The 18,905-nt window shown below is 69.9% G+C and carries 22 protein-coding genes; 7 read left to right on the top strand and 15 right to left on the bottom strand.

The genetic code is table 11. The annotated features are described in order from the left end of the window. Positions 1–57: 57 nt before the first annotated feature. The 4 genes from OG453_RS24925 to OG453_RS24910 all read right to left on the bottom strand — a co-directional run bounded on the left by OG453_RS24925 (position 58) and on the right by OG453_RS24910 (position 3,215). A complete protein-coding gene (locus tag OG453_RS24925; protein ID WP_266870692.1) occupies positions 58–636 on the bottom strand; it encodes a Clp protease N-terminal domain-containing protein in 579 nt (192 codons plus the stop codon). Continuing rightward, on the bottom strand, positions 636–845 hold the full coding sequence (locus OG453_RS24920; protein WP_266870691.1) for a helix-turn-helix domain-containing protein: 210 nt from the start codon (positions 843–845) through the stop codon (positions 636–638). The genes OG453_RS24925 and OG453_RS24920 overlap by 1 nt, the downstream gene beginning before the upstream one ends. A 69-nt stretch (positions 846–914) precedes the next feature. Continuing rightward, positions 915–1,877, bottom strand: coding sequence for a zinc-binding dehydrogenase (locus tag OG453_RS24915; protein ID WP_266870689.1), 963 nt, complete (start codon positions 1,875–1,877; stop codon positions 915–917). A gap of 123 nt (positions 1,878–2,000) precedes the next feature. Beyond that, positions 2,001–3,215 (bottom strand): NADP-dependent malic enzyme, encoded by a 1,215-nt coding sequence (locus OG453_RS24910; RefSeq protein WP_266870688.1) that lies wholly within the window; start codon positions 3,213–3,215, stop codon positions 2,001–2,003. Between the two features lie 552 nt (positions 3,216–3,767). Here OG453_RS24910 and OG453_RS24905 point away from each other — a divergent pair. Genes OG453_RS24905 through OG453_RS24895 form a run of 3 tightly spaced genes read left to right on the top strand, consistent with a single transcriptional unit; the run spans position 3,768 to position 6,459 of the window. After that, a complete protein-coding gene (locus OG453_RS24905; protein WP_266870687.1) occupies positions 3,768–4,724 on the top strand; it encodes an ABC transporter substrate-binding protein in 957 nt (318 codons plus the stop codon). Positions 4,725–4,759: 35 nt separating this feature from the next. Beyond that, complete coding sequence (locus OG453_RS24900; RefSeq protein WP_266870686.1) at positions 4,760–5,701, top strand: amino acid ABC transporter permease; 942 nt, start codon at positions 4,760–4,762, stop codon at positions 5,699–5,701. After that, a complete protein-coding gene (locus OG453_RS24895; protein ID WP_323178667.1) occupies positions 5,698–6,459 on the top strand; it encodes an amino acid ABC transporter ATP-binding protein in 762 nt (253 codons plus the stop codon). The genes OG453_RS24900 and OG453_RS24895 overlap by 4 nt, the downstream gene beginning before the upstream one ends. Before the next feature lie 63 nt (positions 6,460–6,522). On the opposite strand, the gene OG453_RS24890 is transcribed toward OG453_RS24895, so the two are convergent. Further along, positions 6,523–7,284, bottom strand: coding sequence for a trans-aconitate 2-methyltransferase (locus OG453_RS24890; RefSeq protein WP_266870685.1), 762 nt, complete (start codon positions 7,282–7,284; stop codon positions 6,523–6,525). A 103-nt stretch (positions 7,285–7,387) separates the two neighbouring features. Between OG453_RS24890 and OG453_RS24885 the strand changes: the two genes are divergently transcribed. After that, positions 7,388–8,017, top strand: a complete 630-nt coding sequence (locus tag OG453_RS24885; RefSeq protein ID WP_266870684.1) for a CGNR zinc finger domain-containing protein — start codon at positions 7,388–7,390, stop codon at positions 8,015–8,017. Here OG453_RS24885 and sodX read toward each other — a convergent pair. Then, positions 7,921–8,361 carry a nickel-type superoxide dismutase maturation protease gene (gene sodX / locus OG453_RS24880; RefSeq protein ID WP_266873120.1) on the bottom strand — a complete coding sequence of 147 codons (441 nt, stop codon included), beginning with the start codon at positions 8,359–8,361 and terminating at the stop codon, positions 7,921–7,923. The genes OG453_RS24885 and sodX overlap by 97 nt on opposite strands. A gap of 145 nt (positions 8,362–8,506) precedes the next feature. Between sodX and sodN the strand changes: the two genes are divergently transcribed. Continuing rightward, positions 8,507–8,902 (top strand): superoxide dismutase, Ni, encoded by a 396-nt coding sequence (gene sodN, locus OG453_RS24875; RefSeq protein ID WP_266870683.1) that lies wholly within the window; start codon positions 8,507–8,509, stop codon positions 8,900–8,902. 79 nt (positions 8,903–8,981) lie between these two features. Here the strand turns inward: sodN and OG453_RS24870 are convergent, their stop codons facing one another. Both OG453_RS24870 and OG453_RS24865 read right to left on the bottom strand, forming a co-directional pair. Next, the gene (locus OG453_RS24870; protein ID WP_266870682.1) at positions 8,982–9,272 is read right to left on the bottom strand and encodes a hypothetical protein; all 291 of its coding nucleotides are present in this window, start codon (positions 9,270–9,272) and stop codon (positions 8,982–8,984) included. A 5-nt stretch (positions 9,273–9,277) separates the two neighbouring features. Then, positions 9,278–10,528 (bottom strand): CdaR family transcriptional regulator, encoded by a 1,251-nt coding sequence (locus tag OG453_RS24865; RefSeq protein WP_266870681.1) that lies wholly within the window; start codon positions 10,526–10,528, stop codon positions 9,278–9,280. A 271-nt stretch (positions 10,529–10,799) separates the two neighbouring features. Between OG453_RS24865 and OG453_RS24860 the strand changes: the two genes are divergently transcribed. Then, positions 10,800–11,927, top strand: coding sequence for a triacylglycerol lipase (locus OG453_RS24860; protein ID WP_266870680.1), 1,128 nt, complete (start codon positions 10,800–10,802; stop codon positions 11,925–11,927). On the opposite strand, the gene OG453_RS24855 is transcribed toward OG453_RS24860, so the two are convergent. Further along, positions 11,814–12,488 carry a LysE family translocator gene (locus tag OG453_RS24855; protein ID WP_266870679.1) on the bottom strand — a complete coding sequence of 225 codons (675 nt, stop codon included), beginning with the start codon at positions 12,486–12,488 and terminating at the stop codon, positions 11,814–11,816. The two genes, OG453_RS24860 and OG453_RS24855, sit on opposite strands and share 114 nt — an antisense overlap. 174 nt (positions 12,489–12,662) lie before the next feature. Between OG453_RS24855 and OG453_RS24850 the strand changes: the two genes are divergently transcribed. Then, complete coding sequence (locus OG453_RS24850; protein ID WP_266870678.1) at positions 12,663–14,681, top strand: translation factor GTPase family protein; 2,019 nt, start codon at positions 12,663–12,665, stop codon at positions 14,679–14,681. On the opposite strand, the gene OG453_RS24845 is transcribed toward OG453_RS24850, so the two are convergent. The 6 genes from OG453_RS24845 to OG453_RS24820 form a co-directional block, all read right to left on the bottom strand. Beyond that, the gene (locus OG453_RS24845) at positions 14,671–15,567 is read right to left on the bottom strand and encodes a sigma-70 family RNA polymerase sigma factor (protein WP_266870677.1); all 897 of its coding nucleotides are present in this window, start codon (positions 15,565–15,567) and stop codon (positions 14,671–14,673) included. The genes OG453_RS24850 and OG453_RS24845 overlap by 11 nt on opposite strands. Positions 15,568–15,570: 3 nt before the next feature. Continuing rightward, positions 15,571–16,056 (bottom strand): GNAT family N-acetyltransferase, encoded by a 486-nt coding sequence (locus OG453_RS24840; RefSeq protein ID WP_266873119.1) that lies wholly within the window; start codon positions 16,054–16,056, stop codon positions 15,571–15,573. A 44-nt stretch (positions 16,057–16,100) separates the two neighbouring features. After that, positions 16,101–16,625: a hypothetical protein gene (locus OG453_RS24835; RefSeq protein ID WP_266870676.1), complete on the bottom strand. Its 525-nt coding sequence runs from the start codon at positions 16,623–16,625 to the stop codon at positions 16,101–16,103. 72 nt (positions 16,626–16,697) lie between these two features. Beyond that, a complete protein-coding gene (locus tag OG453_RS24830; RefSeq protein ID WP_266870675.1) occupies positions 16,698–17,624 on the bottom strand; it encodes a hypothetical protein in 927 nt (308 codons plus the stop codon). 140 nt (positions 17,625–17,764) lie between these two features. Next, positions 17,765–18,022 (bottom strand): hypothetical protein, encoded by a 258-nt coding sequence (locus OG453_RS24825; RefSeq protein ID WP_266870673.1) that lies wholly within the window; start codon positions 18,020–18,022, stop codon positions 17,765–17,767. A 44-nt stretch (positions 18,023–18,066) separates the two neighbouring features. Beyond that, positions 18,067–18,867, bottom strand: a complete 801-nt coding sequence (locus tag OG453_RS24820) for a GAF and ANTAR domain-containing protein (RefSeq protein WP_266870672.1) — start codon at positions 18,865–18,867, stop codon at positions 18,067–18,069. Positions 18,868–18,905: the final 38 nt, after the last annotated feature.

Below are 18,905 nucleotides of genomic sequence, written 5' to 3'. Positions count from 1 at the left end.
ACGCCAAGTCCGTACGGGCGGGGGGCGCCGAAGCCCTCCGCCCGCACAGACCCTGCCCTACTCGCCAGCGGCCCCGAACAGCACCCGCTGCACCGACTCATGAGTCACCCCATGGTCCGCGAGCACCTCGCCGACCACGCCGGGGCGGACGGTGAGGGCGAGCAGGATGTGCTCGTCGCCGATGGTCCGGTCGCGGCGGGCAGTGGCGATGCGCAGCGACTTCTCCAGGGTGTCCTTGGCCTCGCGGGTGAAGGACCGATGCCCGGCCCACGCCCGCAAACCCCTGCCACCCCTGCCACCCTTGCCGCCCCCGCCGCCGGCCAACGCACCGACGCCATGGGCCTCTTCGACCCGCGAGACGATCTCGGACACATCGACGCCGAGCCCCGCCAGCGCCTCCGTATCCGCCTGCGAGAGCCCGCCGCGGCGGCGCGACTCGCTCAACGCCCGCTCGATCGACTCCCGGCGGCGCGTGGCCCCGAGCGAGGACAGGGCGAAGGACGCCCGGCTCGCCTCGCGGTCGAGCAGCGCGAGCAGCATGTGCCCGTCGTCGATGGCATCGGCGTCCGCCCGCTCGGCGTACTCGACCGCACCCTCGACCACGCCGCGGGCATCCTTCGTGAACCGCTCGAACATCACTGCCTCCCGTACTTCTTGTGCACGGCCTGCCTGCTCACTCCGAGCTCCGCGGCGATCTCCTGCCACGACCAGCCCTGCTGACGCGCACTGCGCACCTGCACGGCCTCGAGCTGCTCCACCAGCTTCCGCAGCGCGGTGACGGCTCGCAGCCCGACTCGTGGATCACGATCACCCGCACGCTCGGCGAGATCCGTTGCTTCGGTCATGCATGTCAACGTACGTTGACATGACCCGCCTGTCAACCAGAGTTGACAGGCGGGGAGAGGTGAAGAGGCTCAGACCTCCAGCACGATCTTCCCGAACTGATCGCCGGACTCCATCCGCTCGAAGCCCTCACGCGCCCGGTCGAGCGGCAGCACCTCGTCGATGACGGGACGCACACCCGTGGCGGCACAGAAGGAGAGCAGGTCCTCCAGCTCCTCCTTGGACCCCATGGTCGAGCCGACGATCTTCAGTTCCAGGAAGAAGACCCGCGTCAGCTCGGCATGCGAGGGCCGGTCGCCGCTGGTGGCGCCGGAGATCACCACGGTGCCGCCCGGCTTCAGGGACTTGATCGAGTGCGACCACGTCGCCGCCCCCACCGTCTCGATGACGGCGTCCACCCGCTGCGGCAGCCGCGCACCGGACTCGACGGCCTCCACCGCACCCAGCTCCAGGGCCCGCTTCCGCTTGGCCTCGTCCCTGCTGGTCGCAAAGACCCGCAGCCCCGCGGCCTTGCCGAGCACGATCGCTGCGGTGGCGACACCTCCGCCGGCGCCCTGGACCAGGACCGAGTCACCGGGGCGCACCCCGGCGTTGGTGAAGAGCATGCGGTACGCGGTGAGCCAGGCGGTCGGCAGACAGGCCGCCTCGGCGAACGACAGTTCCTTGGGCTTCGGCAGCAGGTTCCACGTCGGAACGGAGACCTGCTCGGCGAAGGTCCCCTGATACTTCTCCGTCAGGATCGAGCGGCCCTCGCGGGGCCCGACTCCATACCCGGTCTGCCCGATGACGGAATGCAGGACGACCTCATTGCCGTCCTCGTCGATCCCGGCGGCGTCACAGCCGAGGATCATCGGCAGCTTGTCACTGGCGAGACCGACCCCGCGAAGGGACCACAGGTCGTGATGGTTGAGGGAGGCGGCTTTGACGTTCACGGTCGACCAGCCGGGGCGCGGATCGGGGGCGGGACGCTCCCCCAACTCAAGGCCACTGAGCGGCTGGTCACGGTCGATGCGGGCGGCGTAGGCGGCGAACATGAGCCGACGATAGGCCGGGGGCGTACCGGTGCGTAACCAGGTACGGCTGTGACACGCGCCGCGCCCCGTGCCGTACGCAAGGACGTACGGAACGGGGCGCGGTCAGACCTTCACTCGCACCGCTCAGCGGCGGGCGACACCCTCGGCACGAGCCGCAGCGGCAACCGCCGCGGTGACCGCCGGCGCGACCCGCTCATCGAACGGCGAGGGAATCACGTACGCGGCGGACAGCTCGTCGCCGACCACATCGGCCAGCGCGTTCGCCGCGGCGATCTTCATGCCCTCGGTGATCTGCGAGGCACGCACCTGCAGCGCACCGGCGAAGATGCCGGGGAACGCGAGCACGTTGTTGATCTGGTTCGGGTAGTCCGAACGCCCCGTCGCGACGACAGCCGCGTACTTGTGGGCGATGTCCGGGTGCACCTCGGGGTTCGGGTTGGCCATGGCGAACACGAACGCGTTCTCCGCCATGGAGGCCACCGCGGGCTCCGGAACGGTGCCGCCCGAGACGCCGATGAACACATCGGCACCCGCGAGCGCGCTCTCGAGCGAGCCGCTGAGCCCGGCCTTGTTGGTGATCTCCGCGAGCTCACGCTTGACCGGGGTGAGGTCCTCGCGGTCCTGGCTCACGACGCCCTTGCGGTCCGCGACCGCCACATCGCCGATGCCCGCCTCGAGCAGGAACTTGGCGATGGCGACACCGGCCGCACCGGCGCCGGAGATCACGGCACGCAGATCACCGAGCGTGCGCCCGGTCAGCTTCGCCGCGTTCCGCAGCGCCGCAAGGGTCACGACGGCCGTGCCGTGCTGGTCGTCGTGGAAGACGGGAATGTCGAGCCGCTCCTGGAGCTTGCGCTCGATCTCGAAGCAGCGCGGGGCCGAGATGTCCTCGAGGTTCACGCCGCCGAAGGACGGGGCGAGCCGCACGACGGTCTCGACGATCTCGTCCGCATCGGTCGTCGCGAGCGCGATCGGAACCGCGTCGACGCCACCGAACTGCTTGAAAAGAATGGCCTTGCCCTCCATCACGGGGAGGGAGGCCTCGGGACCGATGTCACCGAGCCCGAGCACGGCCGTACCGTCGGTCACGACGGCCACGACGTTCGACTTCCATGTGTAGTCGTTCACCAGCTCCGGCTGCTCGGCGATCGCGGTGCACACTTTCGCGACGCCGGGCGTGTACGCCAGGGACAGGTCGTCCTTGTCCCGCACCGGCACGGTGGCCTGCACGGCCATCTTGCCGCCGCGGTGCAGCGCAAACGCCGGATCGAAGGGCTCTTCAGCGCCTTCGTGACCCGTACTGCTGTCGCTGCGAGGATTGACGATCTCCGCTGCCACTTGTCTTACCCCTTAAGTCTTAAATCATCAGTTGAGGGTGTCCACTCCTGGTTGAGAAGTGGGCGGGCACCGCGTCTGTTCCCCGCCTGTCGGCGGAGGGAGGTACAGACACGCGGGCGCGCCGCACACGCGCCCTGGGCCCCGGATGAGGGGTGTAAAGAGCCTTTCTACCTGAAAGCGCCGGGCACGGGCGAGTGGGATTGGTTACCCACAAGGACCGCGGTCCTTGTACCGATCCAACAACTGAGCGCTGGAGAGCGGCACGATCCCCGGCAGGGAGAGTCGGCATGACCCGCGCACGACCCGCGCACTGGTCCAGATGGCGAGATTCACGGAAAATCTCAAATAGCGGCACTTCCTTCCCCAACCGGTACGGCCGTGATGTACGGGCCTGTCGGGGTTCGGGGCTCGCCCGTTATCCGATTTTGACATCTCGAGCACCCAGAATCGGACGGTCCGAATGGCAAGATGCCGTCATCACACGAGGTCGCGACACCCGAAGGGGTGTGTGCACGACCGCTCGGCAACTCCCTCATCCGCCGGAGGACCCTCATGACCGCACGCTCCATCTGTCGTACGACCGCACGGACGTCCGCGAAGACCCGGATGACCGCGGTCGGCGCGATCGCGGTCGCCGGCGCGCTGCTGCTGACCGGCTGCGGCGACCAGACCAAGGACAACGGCGGTGGGAAGGTCACCGACGCGCCGCTCGCCGACAAGCTGCCCGAGGACATCCGGGACGCGGGTGTCATCAAGGTCGGCTCGGACATCGCGTACCCGCCGGTCGAGTTCAAGGACAAGTCCGGCAAGACGGTCGGCATCGACCCCGACCTCGGTGACGCGCTCGGCAAGCAGCTCGGCGTGGAGTTCCAGTTCGAGAACGGCACCTTCGACACCCTGCTCGGCGGCCTGCGCTCCAAGCGCTACGACATCGCGATGTCGGCCATGACCGACACCAAGAACCGCCAGGAAGGCATCGACGAGGAGACCGGCAAGAAGATCGGCACCGGCGTCGACTTCGTCGACTACTTCACGGCGGGCGTCTCGATCTACACCAAGAAGGGCGACGACCAGGGCATCAAGACCTGGGCGGACCTCTGCGGCAAGAAGATCGTCGTCCAGCGCGGCACCGTCTCGCACGACCTGGCCAAGGCCGAGTCGAAGAAGTGCAAGGACGGCAAGAAGATCGCCATCGAGTCCTTCGACAACGACCAGCAGGCCCAGACCCGACTGCGCTCCGGCGGCGCGGACGCGGGCTCCTCGGACTTCCCGGTCGCCGCGTACGCGGTGAAGACCTCGGGCGGCGGCAAGGACTTCGAGCTGGTCGGCGAGCAGGTCGAGGCGGCCCCGTACGGCATCGCGGTCTCCAAGAAGAACGCCGAGCTGCGTGACGCGATCAAGGAAGCGCTCGACGCCATCATCAAGAACGGCGAGTACGACAAGATCATCTCCAAGTGGGGCGTCGAGGACGGCGCGGTCAAGGAAGCCAACGTCAACGGCGGCAAGTGACCGCGTAACCGTCTCGCCGCTGAAAGGCCACCCCCGTGACTACGGACATCTCCAAGAAGGGCCCCGAGGACACACCCCCGTCCTCCCCAGGGCCCGAGGCCATCAAGGCCATCCCGGTCCGCCACTTCGGCCGGTACGTCGCCGCGATCCTCGCGATCGGCGCTCTCGCCGCGATCGTCTACGCGTTCGCGCAGGGCGACATCAACTGGAACGCGATCCCCGACAACTTCTTCGACGAGCGCATCCTCAAGGGCGTCCGCGAGACCCTGCTCCTGACCTTCCTGTCGATGCTCATCGGCGTGGTCGGCGGCATCCTCCTCTCGGTCATGCGCCTGTCGAAGAACCCGGTGACCTCGTCGATCGCCTGGTTCTACATCTGGTTCTTCCGGGGCACCCCGGTCCTGGTCCAGCTGTTCATCTGGTTCAACCTCGGCTTCGTCTTCGACACCATCAACCTCGGTCCGGTCTACAAGGACGAGTGGTCGGACTTCATGACGCCGTTCCTGACGGCGCTGCTCGGCCTGGGTCTCAATGAGGCCGCGTACATGGCGGAGATCTGCCGCGCCGGCCTGCTCTCGGTCGACGAGGGCCAGACCGAGGCGTCGCACGCGCTGGGCATGAGCCACGGCAAGACGCTGCGCCGGGTCGTCCTGCCGCAGGCGATGCGCGTGATCGTGCCGCCGACGGGCAACGAAGTCATCAACATGCTGAAGACGACCTCGCTGGTCGCCGCGGTCCAGTACTTCGAGCTCCTCCGGTACGCCCAGGACATCGGCACCTCGTCCGGCGCGACCGTCGAGGCGCTGCTTCTGGCCGCCACCTGGTACCTGATCATGACGTCGGTCCTCAGCGTCGGACAGTTCTACCTGGAGCGCTACTACGCCCGCGGCTCATCGCGGGCGCTGCCGGCCACGCCGTTCCAGAAGATCAAGGCCAACATGTTGTCTCTGGGCAACCGTTCGGGAGCACGCCCATGACCGCCATGGTGAAGTCCGAAGCCGTCCACAAGTCCTTCGGCAATGTCGAGGTGCTCAAGGGCATCGACCTGGAGGTCAAGTCGGGTGAGGTGTTCTGCCTCATCGGCCCGTCCGGCTCCGGAAAGTCGACGTTCCTGCGCTGCATCAACCACCTGGAGAAGATCAACGCCGGCCGTCTTTACGTCGACGGGGAACTGGTCGGCTACCGGCAGAAGGGAGACAAGCTGTACGAGCTCAAGGACAGCGAAGTCGCCCTCAAGCGCCGGGACATCGGCATGGTCTTCCAGCGCTTCAATCTCTTCCCGCACATGACGGCCCTCGAGAACGTCATGGAGGCACCGGTCCAGGTCAAGGGCCAGTCCAAGGCGGCGGCACGAGAGCGCGCCGGGCAGCTCCTGGAGCGCGTGGGCCTCGCCGACAAGGCGAAGAACTACCCCTCGCAGCTCTCCGGCGGCCAGCAGCAGCGTGTGGCGATCGCCCGCGCGCTGGCCATGGACCCGAAGCTGATGCTCTTCGACGAGCCGACGTCGGCGCTCGACCCGGAGCTGGTCGGTGACGTCCTCGACGTCATGCGCGACCTCGCCGAGTCCGGCATGACGATGATCGTCGTGACGCACGAGATGGGCTTCGCCCGCGAGGTCGGCGACAGCCTCGTCTTCATGGACGAGGGCGTGGTGGTCGAGTCCGGCAACCCGCGTGACGTACTGACGAATCCGCAGCACGAGCGGACGCAGTCGTTCCTGTCGAAGGTGCTGTAACCCCCGCTGAAACGCGAAGGGGCGGTACGAATCCTTGATTCGTACCGCCCCTTCGCGTATCCGCTACTTCAGCCCAAGCACCATCGCGTCCGACGGCGAAGACCACACCGTCCGCGCCTCGCCGAAGCCCGCGTCGCGCAGGGTCCGTGCGTGCCACTCCGGCGGCGGGGTGTCGCCGTCCGCGTGCTCGCCGTAGATCTCGAAGCGCTTGGCGGTGGGCTCGGCGAGGACCGGGTCCTTGGCGGCGAGGTCCCACCAGTCCTTCCAGTCCAGGGCGCCTTCGGCCTTGGCGGCGTCCATGCGGGCGTGCCGCTGGGCCCGGTCGGCGGCGTTCAGGCGCGGCGTCGCGGGGTCGGGCATGTGGTCGGCGTTGAGGAAGACTCCGCCGTCCCTGACGACGCCCGCGATCTGGCCGTACAGAGCGGTGAGGGGTTCGCTGTGCAGCCAGTGCAGGGCGGTGGCGGTGAGGACGGCGTCGTACGCGTCGTACGGGAGCTGAGCCGTCCACTCCGGGTCCTTGAGGTCCGCGGTCACGAAGGTGACGCGGTCGTCCCCGGCGAAGGTGCCCTCGGCGATGGCGAGCAGCGCGGGGTCGAGGTCGACGCCCGTACTGACGGCCTTCGGGAACCTCTTGAGCAGCCGGTCCGTAATACTCCCCGTACCGCACGCGAGGTCGAGCACGCGCGGTTCGGGGCCGACGGTGGCCTCGACCATGTCGAGCATGACCCGGAACCGCTCCTCGCGGTCGGGCAGATACCACTCCTGCTGCCGGTCCCAGCTGTCCTGCCAGGCACGCCAGTCGGTCGCGGGCGCGGTTTCCGTCATCAGAACCCCTCCAGTACGTAATACGCTCTCGTAATACCCTCGAAGCACGCGCAGCCGTTACTCACGCACTCACGAAGATAGCCCGCCCCGGTAAGGACTACAAGTGGAACTGGCCTATTACTCGGACTACGCCGTACGTCTGGTCAACAGCGAGGAGCCGGGTCGCAACAAGGACGCGCTGACGTCGGTCGAGGCGGTCCGCGAGCTCTTCGGCGCCAACCAGCAGGCGGCACGGCGCGCCACGGACTCCGACGTCACCCGCTTCCGCTCGGTCCGTGCCAGGCTCCGCGCGGTCTTCGAAGCGGCCGACGGCGGCGACGAGACGCTCGCCGTCGACCTGCTGAACTCGCTGCTCCTGGAGTTCCCGGTCAGCCCGCAGATCTCCGGCCACGACCACCGGGACGACGACGGCCGTCCGCTGTGGCACATGCACCTGGCGGACCACCCGTCGAACGCGACCGCCGGGTACGCCGCGATCGCCGCGATGGGCCTCGCCTTCCACCTCACCGAGCACGGCGTGGACCGCCTCGGCCTGTGCGAGGCAGCGCCGTGCCGCAACGCCTATCTCGACACGTCGACCAACCGTTCCCGACGCTACTGCTCGGACCGCTGCGCGACCCGCGCCAATGTCGCCGCCTACCGGGCCCGCAAGCGCCTGGAGACGGAGCGGTCGGACAGCACGGGCCGCGCGGCCGACACCGCCCAGCGCAGCAGTGCGAACGGGGAGCGCTGAGCGGACTTGAGCCGGGGCGGGCGGTAGCGGAACCACACCTTCCCCAGGACGAGTTCCTCGGGCACGGTGCCGTAGTCCGTGCTGTCCCCGCCCGCGAACGCGTTGTCCCCGAGCACCCACCAGCCGCCGTCGCGCCGCTCGGCGGCCCGCTTGACGACCAACAGGTCCTGCTGGAACGGATGCCGGAGCACCACGACGTCACCGGCCCGCACCCGCGCGCCCCACTGCACCATCAGCCGGTCACCGTGGTACAGCGTGGGCACCATCGACGGCCCGGTCACCTCCGCAGCGCCCAACGGCAAGATGGCCCTTCTCCGTTCGCTCTCCTGCGACAGCTCCGGCATCACCGGCACCTCCCCGGTCCTATCCTCCACGAGTCCCAGTCTGACCCTGGACTTTTGTCCTAAGCCCATGGGGGCACCCGCGAAAACCCGTCTCTCACGGAGTAATGTCCCACCTGAGAAGACGATCACGAGGAAGGACAGCTACATGCTTTCCCGCCTGTTTGCCCCCAAGGTGAAGGTCAGCGCCCACTGCGACCTGCCCTGCGGCGTGTACGACCCGGCCCAGGCCCGCATCGAGGCGGAGTCGGTCAAGGCAGTCCAGGACAAGATGGCCGCCAACGACGACGCGCAGTTCCAGACGCGCGCCGTGGCCATCAAGGAGCAGCGCGCAGAGCTCGCCAAGCACCACGTGTCGGTGCTCTGGAGCGACTACTTCAAGCCCCCGCACTTCGAGAAGTACCCGGAGCTGCACCAGCTGGTCAACGACACCCTCAAGGCCCTCTCGGCCGCGAAGGCCTCGGCGGACCCGGCCACGGGCCAGAAGGCGCTGGACTACATCGCCCAGATCGACAAGATCTTCTGGGAGACGAAGAAGGCCTGACCCCTGGCGGTCAGCCCCCTTTTTCGCGCACACGAGAGCACCCGGCATCCGCGCGGAGCCGGGTGCTCTCGGCGTTCCGTCAGCTCCGAACCGCCGCGAGACCCTTCACCAGGTCCTCGGCGTTCATGATCGGGTGGATCTCGATCTCCGCGCCCAGCTCGAAAAGCGGCTCTGCGATCGCCGGCATCTCCGGGCTCTCCTGCATGTCGAAGACGAAGGTGCAGCACCTCTTGCCGTCGCTGGGGCCGAAGTACGCGGCCTCGGGCTTTATGCGTTCCGACATCTCCTGCATGATCTTGGGCAGTGTGCCGTTCTTGACCGCCTCGTTCGCGATCTGGGTGTCCAGGCGCGCTCTCAACATGACCCTCATGGCACTCACTCCTCCCTTCCAGGATCCCGCCGCTTGCCCGGCCCCGCATCCGCGCCCGTCAGTGCCCGCGTGCGCAGCGCGAGGAGCGCGCCGGTGCGGAACGTCGGATCGGTGAGCCGTACGCCGAAGAGGTCGTCCAGCTGGCGGAGCCTGCCGCGCACGGTCTGCGGGTGGATGCCGAGGGCGTCCGCGACCTCGGGGGCCGTGCGCCCCCACGACGCGAGCAGCGCCTCCAGCGTCTGGGCGAGCCGGGCGGCCTTCCCCGGCGGCAGCCCCTTGAGGACGCCGGTGACACGGTCCGCCATCAGCCGCCCGATGGGGGCGCCGGACAGCAGCTGTACGTCGAGCAGGTGGTCGGCGGCCGCGAGCAGTTCGCCCCGGGGGGCGTCGAGCCTGCGCCGGTGCTTGAGGGCGAGCCGCGCGCAGTGCGAGGAGAGCCAGGCGTCGCCGAGCGCGACCGTGGGGCCGATGGCCGCCGCGTGATCGCGCACCGCCGCCCGCAGCCGGTCCACGCGGCCACCCTCCTCCGGATCGGGGACGACCAGGAGCAGTTCACCGCCCCTCGGCAGGATCAGTACGTCCTCGTCGAGACCGGCGGCGAGCACCTGTCCGCCACCGCCCGCCTGCCGCATCACCAGACAGGCCACCGCTTCGGGAAGCCGCCAACTCGCCTGCTCGGCAAGGGCGGTGAGCCCTTCGCCGCGGGGCTGCGCCGACTGCTCAAGGAGTTGCGCGGCCAGCGCCCTGCGGCTGCGCTGGGTCGGTCCTGTGGCACGGGCCCTGGCTGCCGCATGGCCGCGCACCGCGAGATCGGACAGCGCGGCGGTGTGCACCAGGACGGCCTCGGTGACGGCCAGGCCGGCCTCCGGCGGCAGGGCGGCCTCTTGCGCGAGCGCGACGTACCGGCGGCAGGCGACCCGGGCGCCGGTGCGGTAGGCGGCCTGGATCCCGTCCGTGCCGCGGCCGTTGAGAAATTCGAGCCGCCCAAGGCGCTGGAAGAAGAGCTCATGGTCACCCTGCGGCCCTTCCGGGTCGTCGACGAGCTCCACGAACTGACGCATGGCGCGGTGCACGGCGGCCGTCACGTCCCGGCCCACGGCGGATCCGGTCGGCTGCTGGTAGACGCGCACGTCACGGCGGATCGCCGTGAGCATCTCCGCGGCGATCTCCTCGATACGCGGCCGCAGCACTTCGGCGAAGACCTCGGGGATCTCGTGCCACGGCCGACGGGAGAACGTACTCACGGTGCTCTGCACAGCCCATCCCTCCCTCGGCACCCGGTGGTTACCGAGCAGTAAGTCTGCGGGGACGCGGACGCCCGGGTCCAGCCCCCGTGACGTACGGGGCGGTGGAGGGCTCACGGGCGTGAGTGGCCGGGGCGCGGAAGTGTCACGCGCGTTCAGGATTTCGGCGCCCCGCGGCGCGGCCCGTGGCGTGCGCCCGGCGGCTGAACCAGCGTGTGCCGCCCGGCGATACGCGCCGGTAACCCCGAGCCCGACCCGTACGGAAGTGAAGGGTGAGAGCCGCATGTCCATCCGTGCCCGCATGTCCGTCAGCGCCCGCAACTCCCGCAGTACCCACAACTCCCCCAAGCACAGGGGCCGTTCGTCACGCCGCCGCCTCGTCGCCGCGGTGTCCGGCATCGCCGCCGCCGTCAGCCTCGGCGCGTTCGGCATCGTGACGCACCAGGCCACCGCGACACCGGCGGCGCCCGCAGCCGAAGAGCAGGTCGGCCCGCCGCAGAAGACCTTCGCCGCGGCGACCGCGTACGCACTCGCCCACCCGGCGGCCGTGCCGACCGGTGCGAACGACTGGTCCTGCCGGCCGAGCGCCGAACACCCCAGGCCGGTCGTCCTGGTGCACGGCACCTTCGAGAACCGCTATATGAACTGGGCCGGTCTCGCCCCGAAGCTCAAGGGCGCGGGCTACTGCGTCTACGCGCCCAACTACGGCGGCAAGGAGGGCCAACTCCTCCAGGGCATCGGCGACATGGCCGACTCCGCCGGTCAGCTCTCGGCGTTCGTCGACAAGGTCCGCGAGCAGACCGGGTCCTCCCGGGTCGATCTGGTCGGCCACTCCCAGGGCGGCATGATGCCGCGCCACTACATCAAGAACCTGGGCGGTGCCGCGAAGGTCGACAAGCTCGTCGCGCTCGCCCCCAACAACCACGGCACCACCCTCTCCGGCCTCGCCACACTGGCCAAGGCCATACCGGGCGCCGAGGACCTCACCGGCGCGGCCTGCCCCGCGTGCACGCAGCAGATGACCGGTTCCGACTTCGTCACGGCGCTCAACGAGGGCGGCGAGACAGACCCGGCCGTCGACTACTCGGTCCTGGCGACCAGGACGGACTGGGTGGTCACGCCCTACACCTCGTCCTACCTGGCCAAGGCGCCCGACGTCACCCAGAGCAAGCTCCAGGACCACTGCCCCCTGGACCTGACCGAACACCTCGGCCTCAGCTACCACCAGACCGCGACGCGCTTCGTCCTGAACGCCCTCGACCCGGCGCACGCGCAGAAGCCTCACCTGCTGACACCGTCACGCGCGGTGGTCGGCCAGGGCCAGGTTCGCGGCGAAGCCGAGGAATGCCAGGCCGCTGAACTGTTCCAGACGGCGCCGGAAGGACGGGCGTCTGATGCGTTCGCCGAGTGACGAGGCGGCGTAGGAGACGACCCAGTACCAGAGCGCCAGTTCGACGAGGTCGACCGCCGTGAGGAGCAGTGTCGTACGGAAGACGGGCGCGCCGGCCGGGATGAACTGCGGGATCAGACTCATGTAGAAGATCCCGGCCTTGGGGTTGAGCAGATTCGTGGCGAGCCCCGCGCGGAAGGCGGCCCGGCGGCTGCGGGGCGAGGCGGCGGCGGGCTCCTCCGACTGCACGGGCTCCTCCGGCTGCCTCGCCGGCCCCTTCTGCCGCACCGGCCCTCTCCGCCGCGCCCGCCACAGCGCCGAGACGCCGAGCCACGCCAGGTAGCAGGCGCCCGCGATGCGCAAGGTGTCGTACGCGAGCCGGGACGCCGTGAGCAGGGCCGTCAGGCCGACCGCCGTGGCCACGCCCCAGGCGAGGCAGCCGGTGAGGATGCCGAACGCGGCGGCGAATCCGCCCTCCTTGCCGTGGGCCACGGACGTACGCAGGACGAGCAATGTGTCCAGGCCCGGCGTGATGTTGATGAGCGCGGCGACGCCCGCGAACGCGAGGGTGGCGGTCAGCATGACTGGACCCTAGTGACGTACACGGCCACATGCCGCCCATTAATTCGCTTGCCGCCCTCCGCCGCCCCTGCTGCACTTGCCGCGTACACCCAAGCCATCAAGGAGACGCAATGCGCCGTTCGTTCATGTCCAGCCAGAAGGGAATCGCCGTCGACCCAGAGGACATGACGCTCAGTGCACACGCATTCGTCGAGCACGACCAACAGCCTGAACCTGGGGATCCTGGCGCACGTTGACGCCGGGAAGACCAGCCTGACCGAGCGGCTCCTTCACGCCGCCGGTGTCATCGACGAGATCGGTCGCGTCGACGACGGAAACACCCAGACCGATTCGCTGGCGCTCGAGCGGCAGCGCGGCATCACCATCAAGTCCGCCGTCGTCTCCTTCGCCGTCGACGACGTCACCGTCAATCTCATCGACACCCCCGGCCACCCGGACTTCATCGCCGAGGTGGAGCGGGTGCTCAGCGTGCTCGACGGCGCCGTGCTCGTCGTCTCGGCCGTGGAGGGCGTCCAGGCGCAGACCCGTGTGCTGATGCGGACGCTGCGCAGGCTCGGCATCCCCACGCTGATCTTCGTGAACAAGATCGACCGGCGCGGTGCCCGCCCCGAGGAGCTACTGAGCAGCATCTCCGAGCGCCTCGCCCCGGCCGTCGTGCCCATGGGGACGGTGCGTGACGCGGGTACCAAGGACGCGCGGTTCGTTTCGCACGCCGCCGGTGATCCCGCGGTCACCGACCGGCTCGTCGACGTCCTTGCCGCACAGGACGACGCACTGCTCTCCGCGTACGTCGACGAAGACGCGGGCCTCACCCACGAGCGGCTCCGCGCCGAACTGGCCGCGCAGACCGGCCGCTGCCTGGTGCACCCGGTGTTCTTCGGCTCCGCCGCCACCGGCGCCGGAGTACCCGAACTCATCGCGGGCATCCGGGAGTTGCTGCCCTCCCAGGACGGCGACCCGGAGGCCCCGGCCTCCGGCACCGTCTTCAAGGTCGAGCGCGGGGACGCCGGGGAGAAGATCGCGTACGTACGGATGTTCGCGGGGACGGTGCGCACCCGTGACCGGCTGCCGTTCACCGGCGGCCGCGAGGGCAAGGTGACCGCGGTCAGTGTCTTCGACCGGGGTTCGGCCGCGGCGCGCGACGGCGTGACAGCCGGGCAGATCGGGAAGCTGTGGGGGCTCGGCGACATCCGGATCGGCGATGTCATCGGCGTACCCGATGTCACCCGCGATCCCGGCCGGCACCACTTCTCGCCGCCGACCCTGGAGACCGTCGTGGTGCCCGCACGCGCCCGCGACAAGGGCGCGCTGCACCTCGCGCTCGCCCAGCTCGCCGAGCAGGACCCGCTGATCGACCTGCGCCAGGACGACCTCCGGCAGGAGGTGTACGTGTCGCTCTACGGCGAGGTCCAGAAGGAGGTCATCGAGGCGACGCTCGCCGAGGAGTACGGACTTGAGGTCGAGTTCCGCGAGACGACGACCATCTGCGTGGAGCGGGTGACCGGCAGCGGCGCCGCCCACGAGATCATCGACAAGGGCGACAATCCGTTCCTGGCGACGGTCGGGCTTCGCGTCGATCCCGGTCCGCCCGGTTCCGGCGTCCGGTTCCGCCTGGAGGTCGAGCTCGGTTCGATGCCGTACGCGTTCTTCCGGGCCGTCGAGGAGACCGTGCACGAGACGCTGCTGCAGGGCGTGTACGGCTGGGAGGTCGGCGACTGCGTGGTCACCATGACGCACTCCGGGTACTGGCCGCGGCAGAGTCACGCGCACGGCACGTTCGACAAGAGCATGTCGAGCACGGCCGGTGACTTCCGACAGCTGACCCCGCTGATCCTGCTGAGCGCGCTCCTGCGTGCGGGCACCCAGGTGCACGAGCCGCTGCACCGGTTCCGACTCACGGTGCCCGAGGACCTGTTCGGGCAGCTGCTGCCGGTGCTCTCACGGCTGCGGGCCGTCCCCCACACGCAGACGGCGCACGGATCCGCGTATCTGGTCGAGGGAGAGATCCCGGCCGCCCGCGTGCACGAGCTGGAGCAGCTGCTGCCCTCGCTGACGCGCGGCGAGGGCGAGCTTGAGTCGGCCTTCGAGCGGTACCAGCCGGTCCGGGGCGAGCCCCCGGCCCGGCGGCGGACCGACCGGAATCCGCTCTGCCGCAAGGAGTACCTGCGGGAGGTGGCCGGCGTCAGGCGGTGAACTTCGGCAGGCCGAGGGCCCGTACGCGGTCGGGGTCGACGAGGATGTTGAGCTCGACGATCTTCCCGTCCGTGATGGTGAACTCCATGACGGAGACGACCTCGCCGTCCGGCACGCCGACCACGCCGACCCTGCCGTTGATGAGCGCGAACGCGGTCGGCGGCGCCCCCTTCGAGAACATCGAGGCCTGCCCGGCGACCACCGTGGCGCCGCGCACCAGCTTCGAGAGCCCGGAGGCCAGTTCGCCGGTGTCGGCGCGCAGCACGACGTCCGGGTCGAGCAGTTCGAGCAGCGCGTCGAAGTCGCCGCCCCGCGCGGCCGCGAGGAAGGCGCCGACGACCTCGCGCTGCCGCACGGGGTCGTTGTCGGGCGTGGGAGCGGAGCCCTGGACCCGGCGGCGGGCGCGGCTGGCCAGCTGCCGGGTCGCGGCCGGGGTGCGCTCGACGATGGGGGCGATCTCGTCGAAGGGCACGGCGAACATGTCGTGCAGCACGAAGGCGAGGCGCTCGGCGGGGGCGAGCGTCTCGAGTACGACGAGCAGGGCGAGGCCGACCGAATCGGCGAGCAGCACCTCCTGCTCGGGATCGACGACCTCGCCCCAGCTGACCACCGGGTCGGGCACGTGGGTGTCCTGGGAGAGCGCAAGCGACTCCTCGCGCCGCGACTGTCGCGTACGCAGCATGTCGAGGCAGATCCGGCCGACGACGGTCGTCAGCCAGCCCCCGAGGTTCTCGATCTCCCCGGCTTCCGAGCGGCTGAGTCGGATCCAGGACTCCTGGACGGCGTCCTCCGACTCGCTGAGCGAGCCGAGCATGCGGTAGGCGACGGCTTTCAGATGCGGCCGGTGCTCCTCGAAGCGGGCCGCCAGAGCTTCGTTCTGGTCCATCCGTCACATTCCCCCGTCGCGATCCGTCACGGAGAGGGTGTAGCGGCGCTTCTCGGCAGCGGCCGCGCCGAGCCGGTCGTAGAAGCGGATCGCACCCTCGTTCCACACGGGAGTCTGCCATTGGACCTCGGTGAGCCCGAGGGCACGGGCCTCGGCGCTCACCGCGTCCGTCAGCAGCGCGCCGAGGCCGAGGCCGCGGTGGCCGTCGCGCAGGAAGAGGCAGTCCATGTGGAGGTACTCGGCCCCGTCCCAGGTGGAGATCTCCGGCGCGCAGGTGGCATAGCCGACGACATCGCCGCCCGGCAGCTCGGCCACAAGGCAGCGCAGCCGCGGCGCGGGCGTCCCGAAGAGCAGCGCGTCCAGACGCCCGGCAAGGCCCGGGGCGAGCGGCGGGGCCTTCTCGTACACGGCGTGCTCGGCGGCGAGTTCGGCGATGCGGGGGAGGTCGGCGGGGCGAGCGTGGCGCACGCGGGGCGTGCCGTCCGTCATCGCGTCCGTCGCCGCGCCCGTCGTCACGTCCGTCGTCACGTCCGTCATCGCAGGTCCCCCTCGATGACGTCCTTGCCCCAGGCGGTGAGCCGCTCTGGAAGGCTCCCGCCGCCGTCGAGCACGCATCGGACGTACGCGTCGCGCTCATGCGTGAGCACGGCAGCCTCCCACACGCAGGGCGCCAACCCGGCTCGCCCCGGCCGGAGTTGGTCCGGCTCGCCCGCGGGCCCGACGAAGACCGCGAGGTCCGCCATGTATCCCTCGATCCAGCTCTGTACGAGGACGTAGTCGCCGTCACCGCCCAAGTGCACGATCAGTACGGCGAGCCCGACCGATCCGCGGGCCCCGCCGAGGCCGAGATGCGCACCGGCGATCCGCAGCGCCGCCGTCTCGTCCGGCCCGGTCACCTTCCGCCCCGGCGCCTCGACGGCGTACACCTTCACGAGGTGCCCGCCGGCCTCGCGGACGCCCAACGCCCGTGCGGTGCGGGGGTGATGGCCGTCGGCGAGGGCGAGGAGCCGTTCCGCGTCGACGGCGGACGGCAGGTCGTCAAGCTCGGTCATGTCCATGAACCCATGATGCAGCTGTCCGCCACGTCGTGCCGCGGATTACTGCTCACCGAGGATCAATCCGCACCGGGATCACTTCTCACCGAGGATCCGTCGCACGTTGGCCCGCACCCGCTGCTGGTCCGCGCGGACCGCCTCGTACGCGTCCTTGTGACCGGCCACGTCGGCGCTCTGCTTCTCCTCGCGCACGACCCACCACACACCGGCCGTGTTCTGCTCCCGCTTGCACTCGACGTCGGCCACCGCCGTCGCCAACTCCCGTCGCGTACGCGTGGTGTTGCCGTCGCTGCGGCCCTTGCGGCCCCAGGCCTTGTCGCCGAAGGCGTCGCCCGGGGTCTTGTACCGCTTGACGCCCTTGTCGGCCATGCACCGCGACCACGCGCCGAGCGCATCGCGCACCCGCTCGTCCTTGGCAACCACCTTGTCCAGGCGCCGGCTCCGCTCTGATGTGTACGTCCACATGCGCGCCTCGTCGGGCACGCCCGCCATGAGGCGCTCGCCGCCCGCACCGGCGCAGCCACCGCTCCCGGAGGGCTTGCGGCGAAGCCCGTACAGCGCTTCGTACTCCTTGTCCGTCATGGCGCGGCCCTTGGTCCGTCCGTCGGCGGCTCCGGACTTCTTCGGGTCGTAGCCGTAGCCCCAGCGGCGGGCGGCGTCGAGATCGAGCGGCCCGTACGGGTACGAGGTGACCGCCACGGCGGTCAGCGTCACCGACTGCCTGCCGCTCGGCTCTTCCGGATACAGCGGGAAGTCGTCGAAGCCGAGGTCCCGCATGCACTGCTGCGTCAGACGGGCCTGCGCCTCCGTGTGCCGCTCGTTGTCCCGATCACTGAACTCATAGTGTTCCAGCGGCAGTTCGGGCAGATCCCGCTCACTCTTCACCGTCGGCACACCGGGTGTCTCCCCCGCGCCCGCGCCGGAGGAATCGGATCCGCACCCCGCGATCCCCACCGCCACCAGCCCCGCAACAGCGCAGCCGGTCAAGCCCCGCAGCCTCATCCATCCGTCCCTCCCCAGGCGACACACTGACTCGACGAACTTAACCGGGGCAGCGCGGAAGCACGCCGACTTCTTCTGTGTCTCTCGGTCCGTGCGGCTCGGCCCTCATGACCTGCCGTACGTGTCAGCCGTGGCGTCGCCTAGGTCTCGTCGGACCGCGAAGGCGCGGCGTCGGCGGGCGGCGGCTGCGACTGCTCCTGCGGCGGCTGCGCGGGTTCGGCGACTTCGTCGACGCACGCCTCGCACTGCGGGTTGTGGCACGGGCCGGGGCCCCACACGGGGACGAACACCCCGAGCACCTTCCGCCGCTTGATGGCCGTACCAACGGGCCGTCCGCAGGCCTGGCACACCGGCTCGTCCTGCGGGCGGGCGCGGGAGCGGCTCCCATCGTTGCCCATACGTCCAGGATATGGCGGTGTGCGCGGGGCGGATAGTCCAGCGGTCAGCGGCTTCGGTCAGTCCTGATTCCCGGCGTCGTGCCCGGCGTCATTCCCGGTGTCATGCCGGGCGTCATTCCTGGCGTCCTTTCGGGTCCGGTCTTTCGGGGCCGGCCCGGGCGGATTCCGTCCGTGTCGAATTCCCCGTTCACCACTTGGCTCGCCAGCTCCGAAAGCCGCAGCCGATTCGCCCGCGCATGCCCCCGCAGCGCTGTGAACGCCTCGTCGACCGTGCACTGCCAGCGCTCGGCGAGCACGCCTTTCGCCTGTTCGATGATGACCCGGCTGCTGAGCGCCGCCTGCAACTGGCCGCGCTCCGCCTCCATCTGCTGCAGGGAACGCCGCTGCACGATGGCGATCGTGGCGACATCCGCGAGGGCCTGTGCGAGCGCCACCTCGTCGGGGCCCAGCACATCGCCGCGCGCGTGGAAGAGGTTCAGCGCGCCGAGCATCTCGCCCCGCAGCCGCAGGGGCAGCACATGCGCCGTCGAGAACCCGGCCGCCCGCGCGTTCTGGGCGAACTCCGGCCAGACGGCAGCCGCCTCCCGGCCGCCGAGGGCGATGTTCGTGTGCGCCGCGCCCGACCGGCAGCAGTCCGGGCTCGGCCCCTGGGCCTCCTGCAGGGAGAACAGTTCGAGCACCCAGGGCTGCCCGCTGGACGCCGCGCCGAGCCGCAGCCGGCCATCGGGATCGGCCAGCATCACGCCGGCGGCCGCCGCGCCAAGGAGTTCCACGCAGCGCACAGCGAGGTTGTGCAGAAACTCGGCCAGGTCGAATTCATCGACCAGGGAGTCAGCCACTTCCACGAAGGCCTCCGCAACAAGTAGTGCGCGGGATGCGGAAC

The organism is Streptomyces sp. NBC_01381 (genome assembly GCF_026340305.1).
Classification (GTDB): domain Bacteria; phylum Actinomycetota; class Actinomycetes; order Streptomycetales; family Streptomycetaceae; genus Streptomyces.
The sequence above is the reverse complement of the archived record's forward strand: the minus strand, read 5'-3'. Positions and strand labels throughout refer to the sequence as shown.

Excerpts from the sequence above, each read along its gene's own strand:
- OG453_RS24840 (WP_266873119.1), bottom strand. The coding sequence starts at position 16,056 with ATGACGGACGGCACGCCCCGCGTGCGCCACGCTCGCCCCGCCGACCTC.
- OG453_RS24920 (WP_266870691.1), bottom strand. The coding sequence starts at position 845 with ATGACCGAAGCAACGGATCTCGCCGAGCGTGCGGGTGATCGTGATCCA.
- OG453_RS24825 (WP_266870673.1), bottom strand. The coding sequence starts at position 18,022 with ATGGGCAACGATGGGAGCCGCTCCCGCGCCCGCCCGCAGGACGAGCCG.
- OG453_RS24925 (WP_266870692.1), bottom strand. The coding sequence starts at position 636 with ATGTTCGAGCGGTTCACGAAGGATGCCCGCGGCGTGGTCGAGGGTGCG.
- OG453_RS24860 (WP_266870680.1), top strand. The coding sequence starts at position 10,800 with ATGTCCATCCGTGCCCGCATGTCCGTCAGCGCCCGCAACTCCCGCAGT.
- OG453_RS24845 (WP_266870677.1), bottom strand. The coding sequence starts at position 15,567 with ATGGACCAGAACGAAGCTCTGGCGGCCCGCTTCGAGGAGCACCGGCCG.
- sodX (WP_266873120.1), bottom strand. The coding sequence starts at position 8,361 with ATGCCGGAGCTGTCGCAGGAGAGCGAACGGAGAAGGGCCATCTTGCCG.
- OG453_RS24835 (WP_266870676.1), bottom strand. The coding sequence starts at position 16,625 with ATGGACATGACCGAGCTTGACGACCTGCCGTCCGCCGTCGACGCGGAA.
- OG453_RS24855 (WP_266870679.1), bottom strand. The coding sequence starts at position 12,488 with ATGCTGACCGCCACCCTCGCGTTCGCGGGCGTCGCCGCGCTCATCAAC.
- sodN (WP_266870683.1), top strand. The coding sequence starts at position 8,507 with ATGCTTTCCCGCCTGTTTGCCCCCAAGGTGAAGGTCAGCGCCCACTGC.
- OG453_RS24895 (WP_323178667.1), top strand. The coding sequence starts at position 5,698 with ATGACCGCCATGGTGAAGTCCGAAGCCGTCCACAAGTCCTTCGGCAAT.
- OG453_RS24890 (WP_266870685.1), bottom strand. The coding sequence starts at position 7,284 with ATGACGGAAACCGCGCCCGCGACCGACTGGCGTGCCTGGCAGGACAGC.
- OG453_RS24905 (WP_266870687.1), top strand. The coding sequence starts at position 3,768 with ATGACCGCACGCTCCATCTGTCGTACGACCGCACGGACGTCCGCGAAG.
- OG453_RS24830 (WP_266870675.1), bottom strand. The coding sequence starts at position 17,624 with ATGAGGCTGCGGGGCTTGACCGGCTGCGCTGTTGCGGGGCTGGTGGCG.
- OG453_RS24915 (WP_266870689.1), bottom strand. The coding sequence starts at position 1,877 with ATGTTCGCCGCCTACGCCGCCCGCATCGACCGTGACCAGCCGCTCAGT.
- OG453_RS24870 (WP_266870682.1), bottom strand. The coding sequence starts at position 9,272 with ATGAGGGTCATGTTGAGAGCGCGCCTGGACACCCAGATCGCGAACGAG.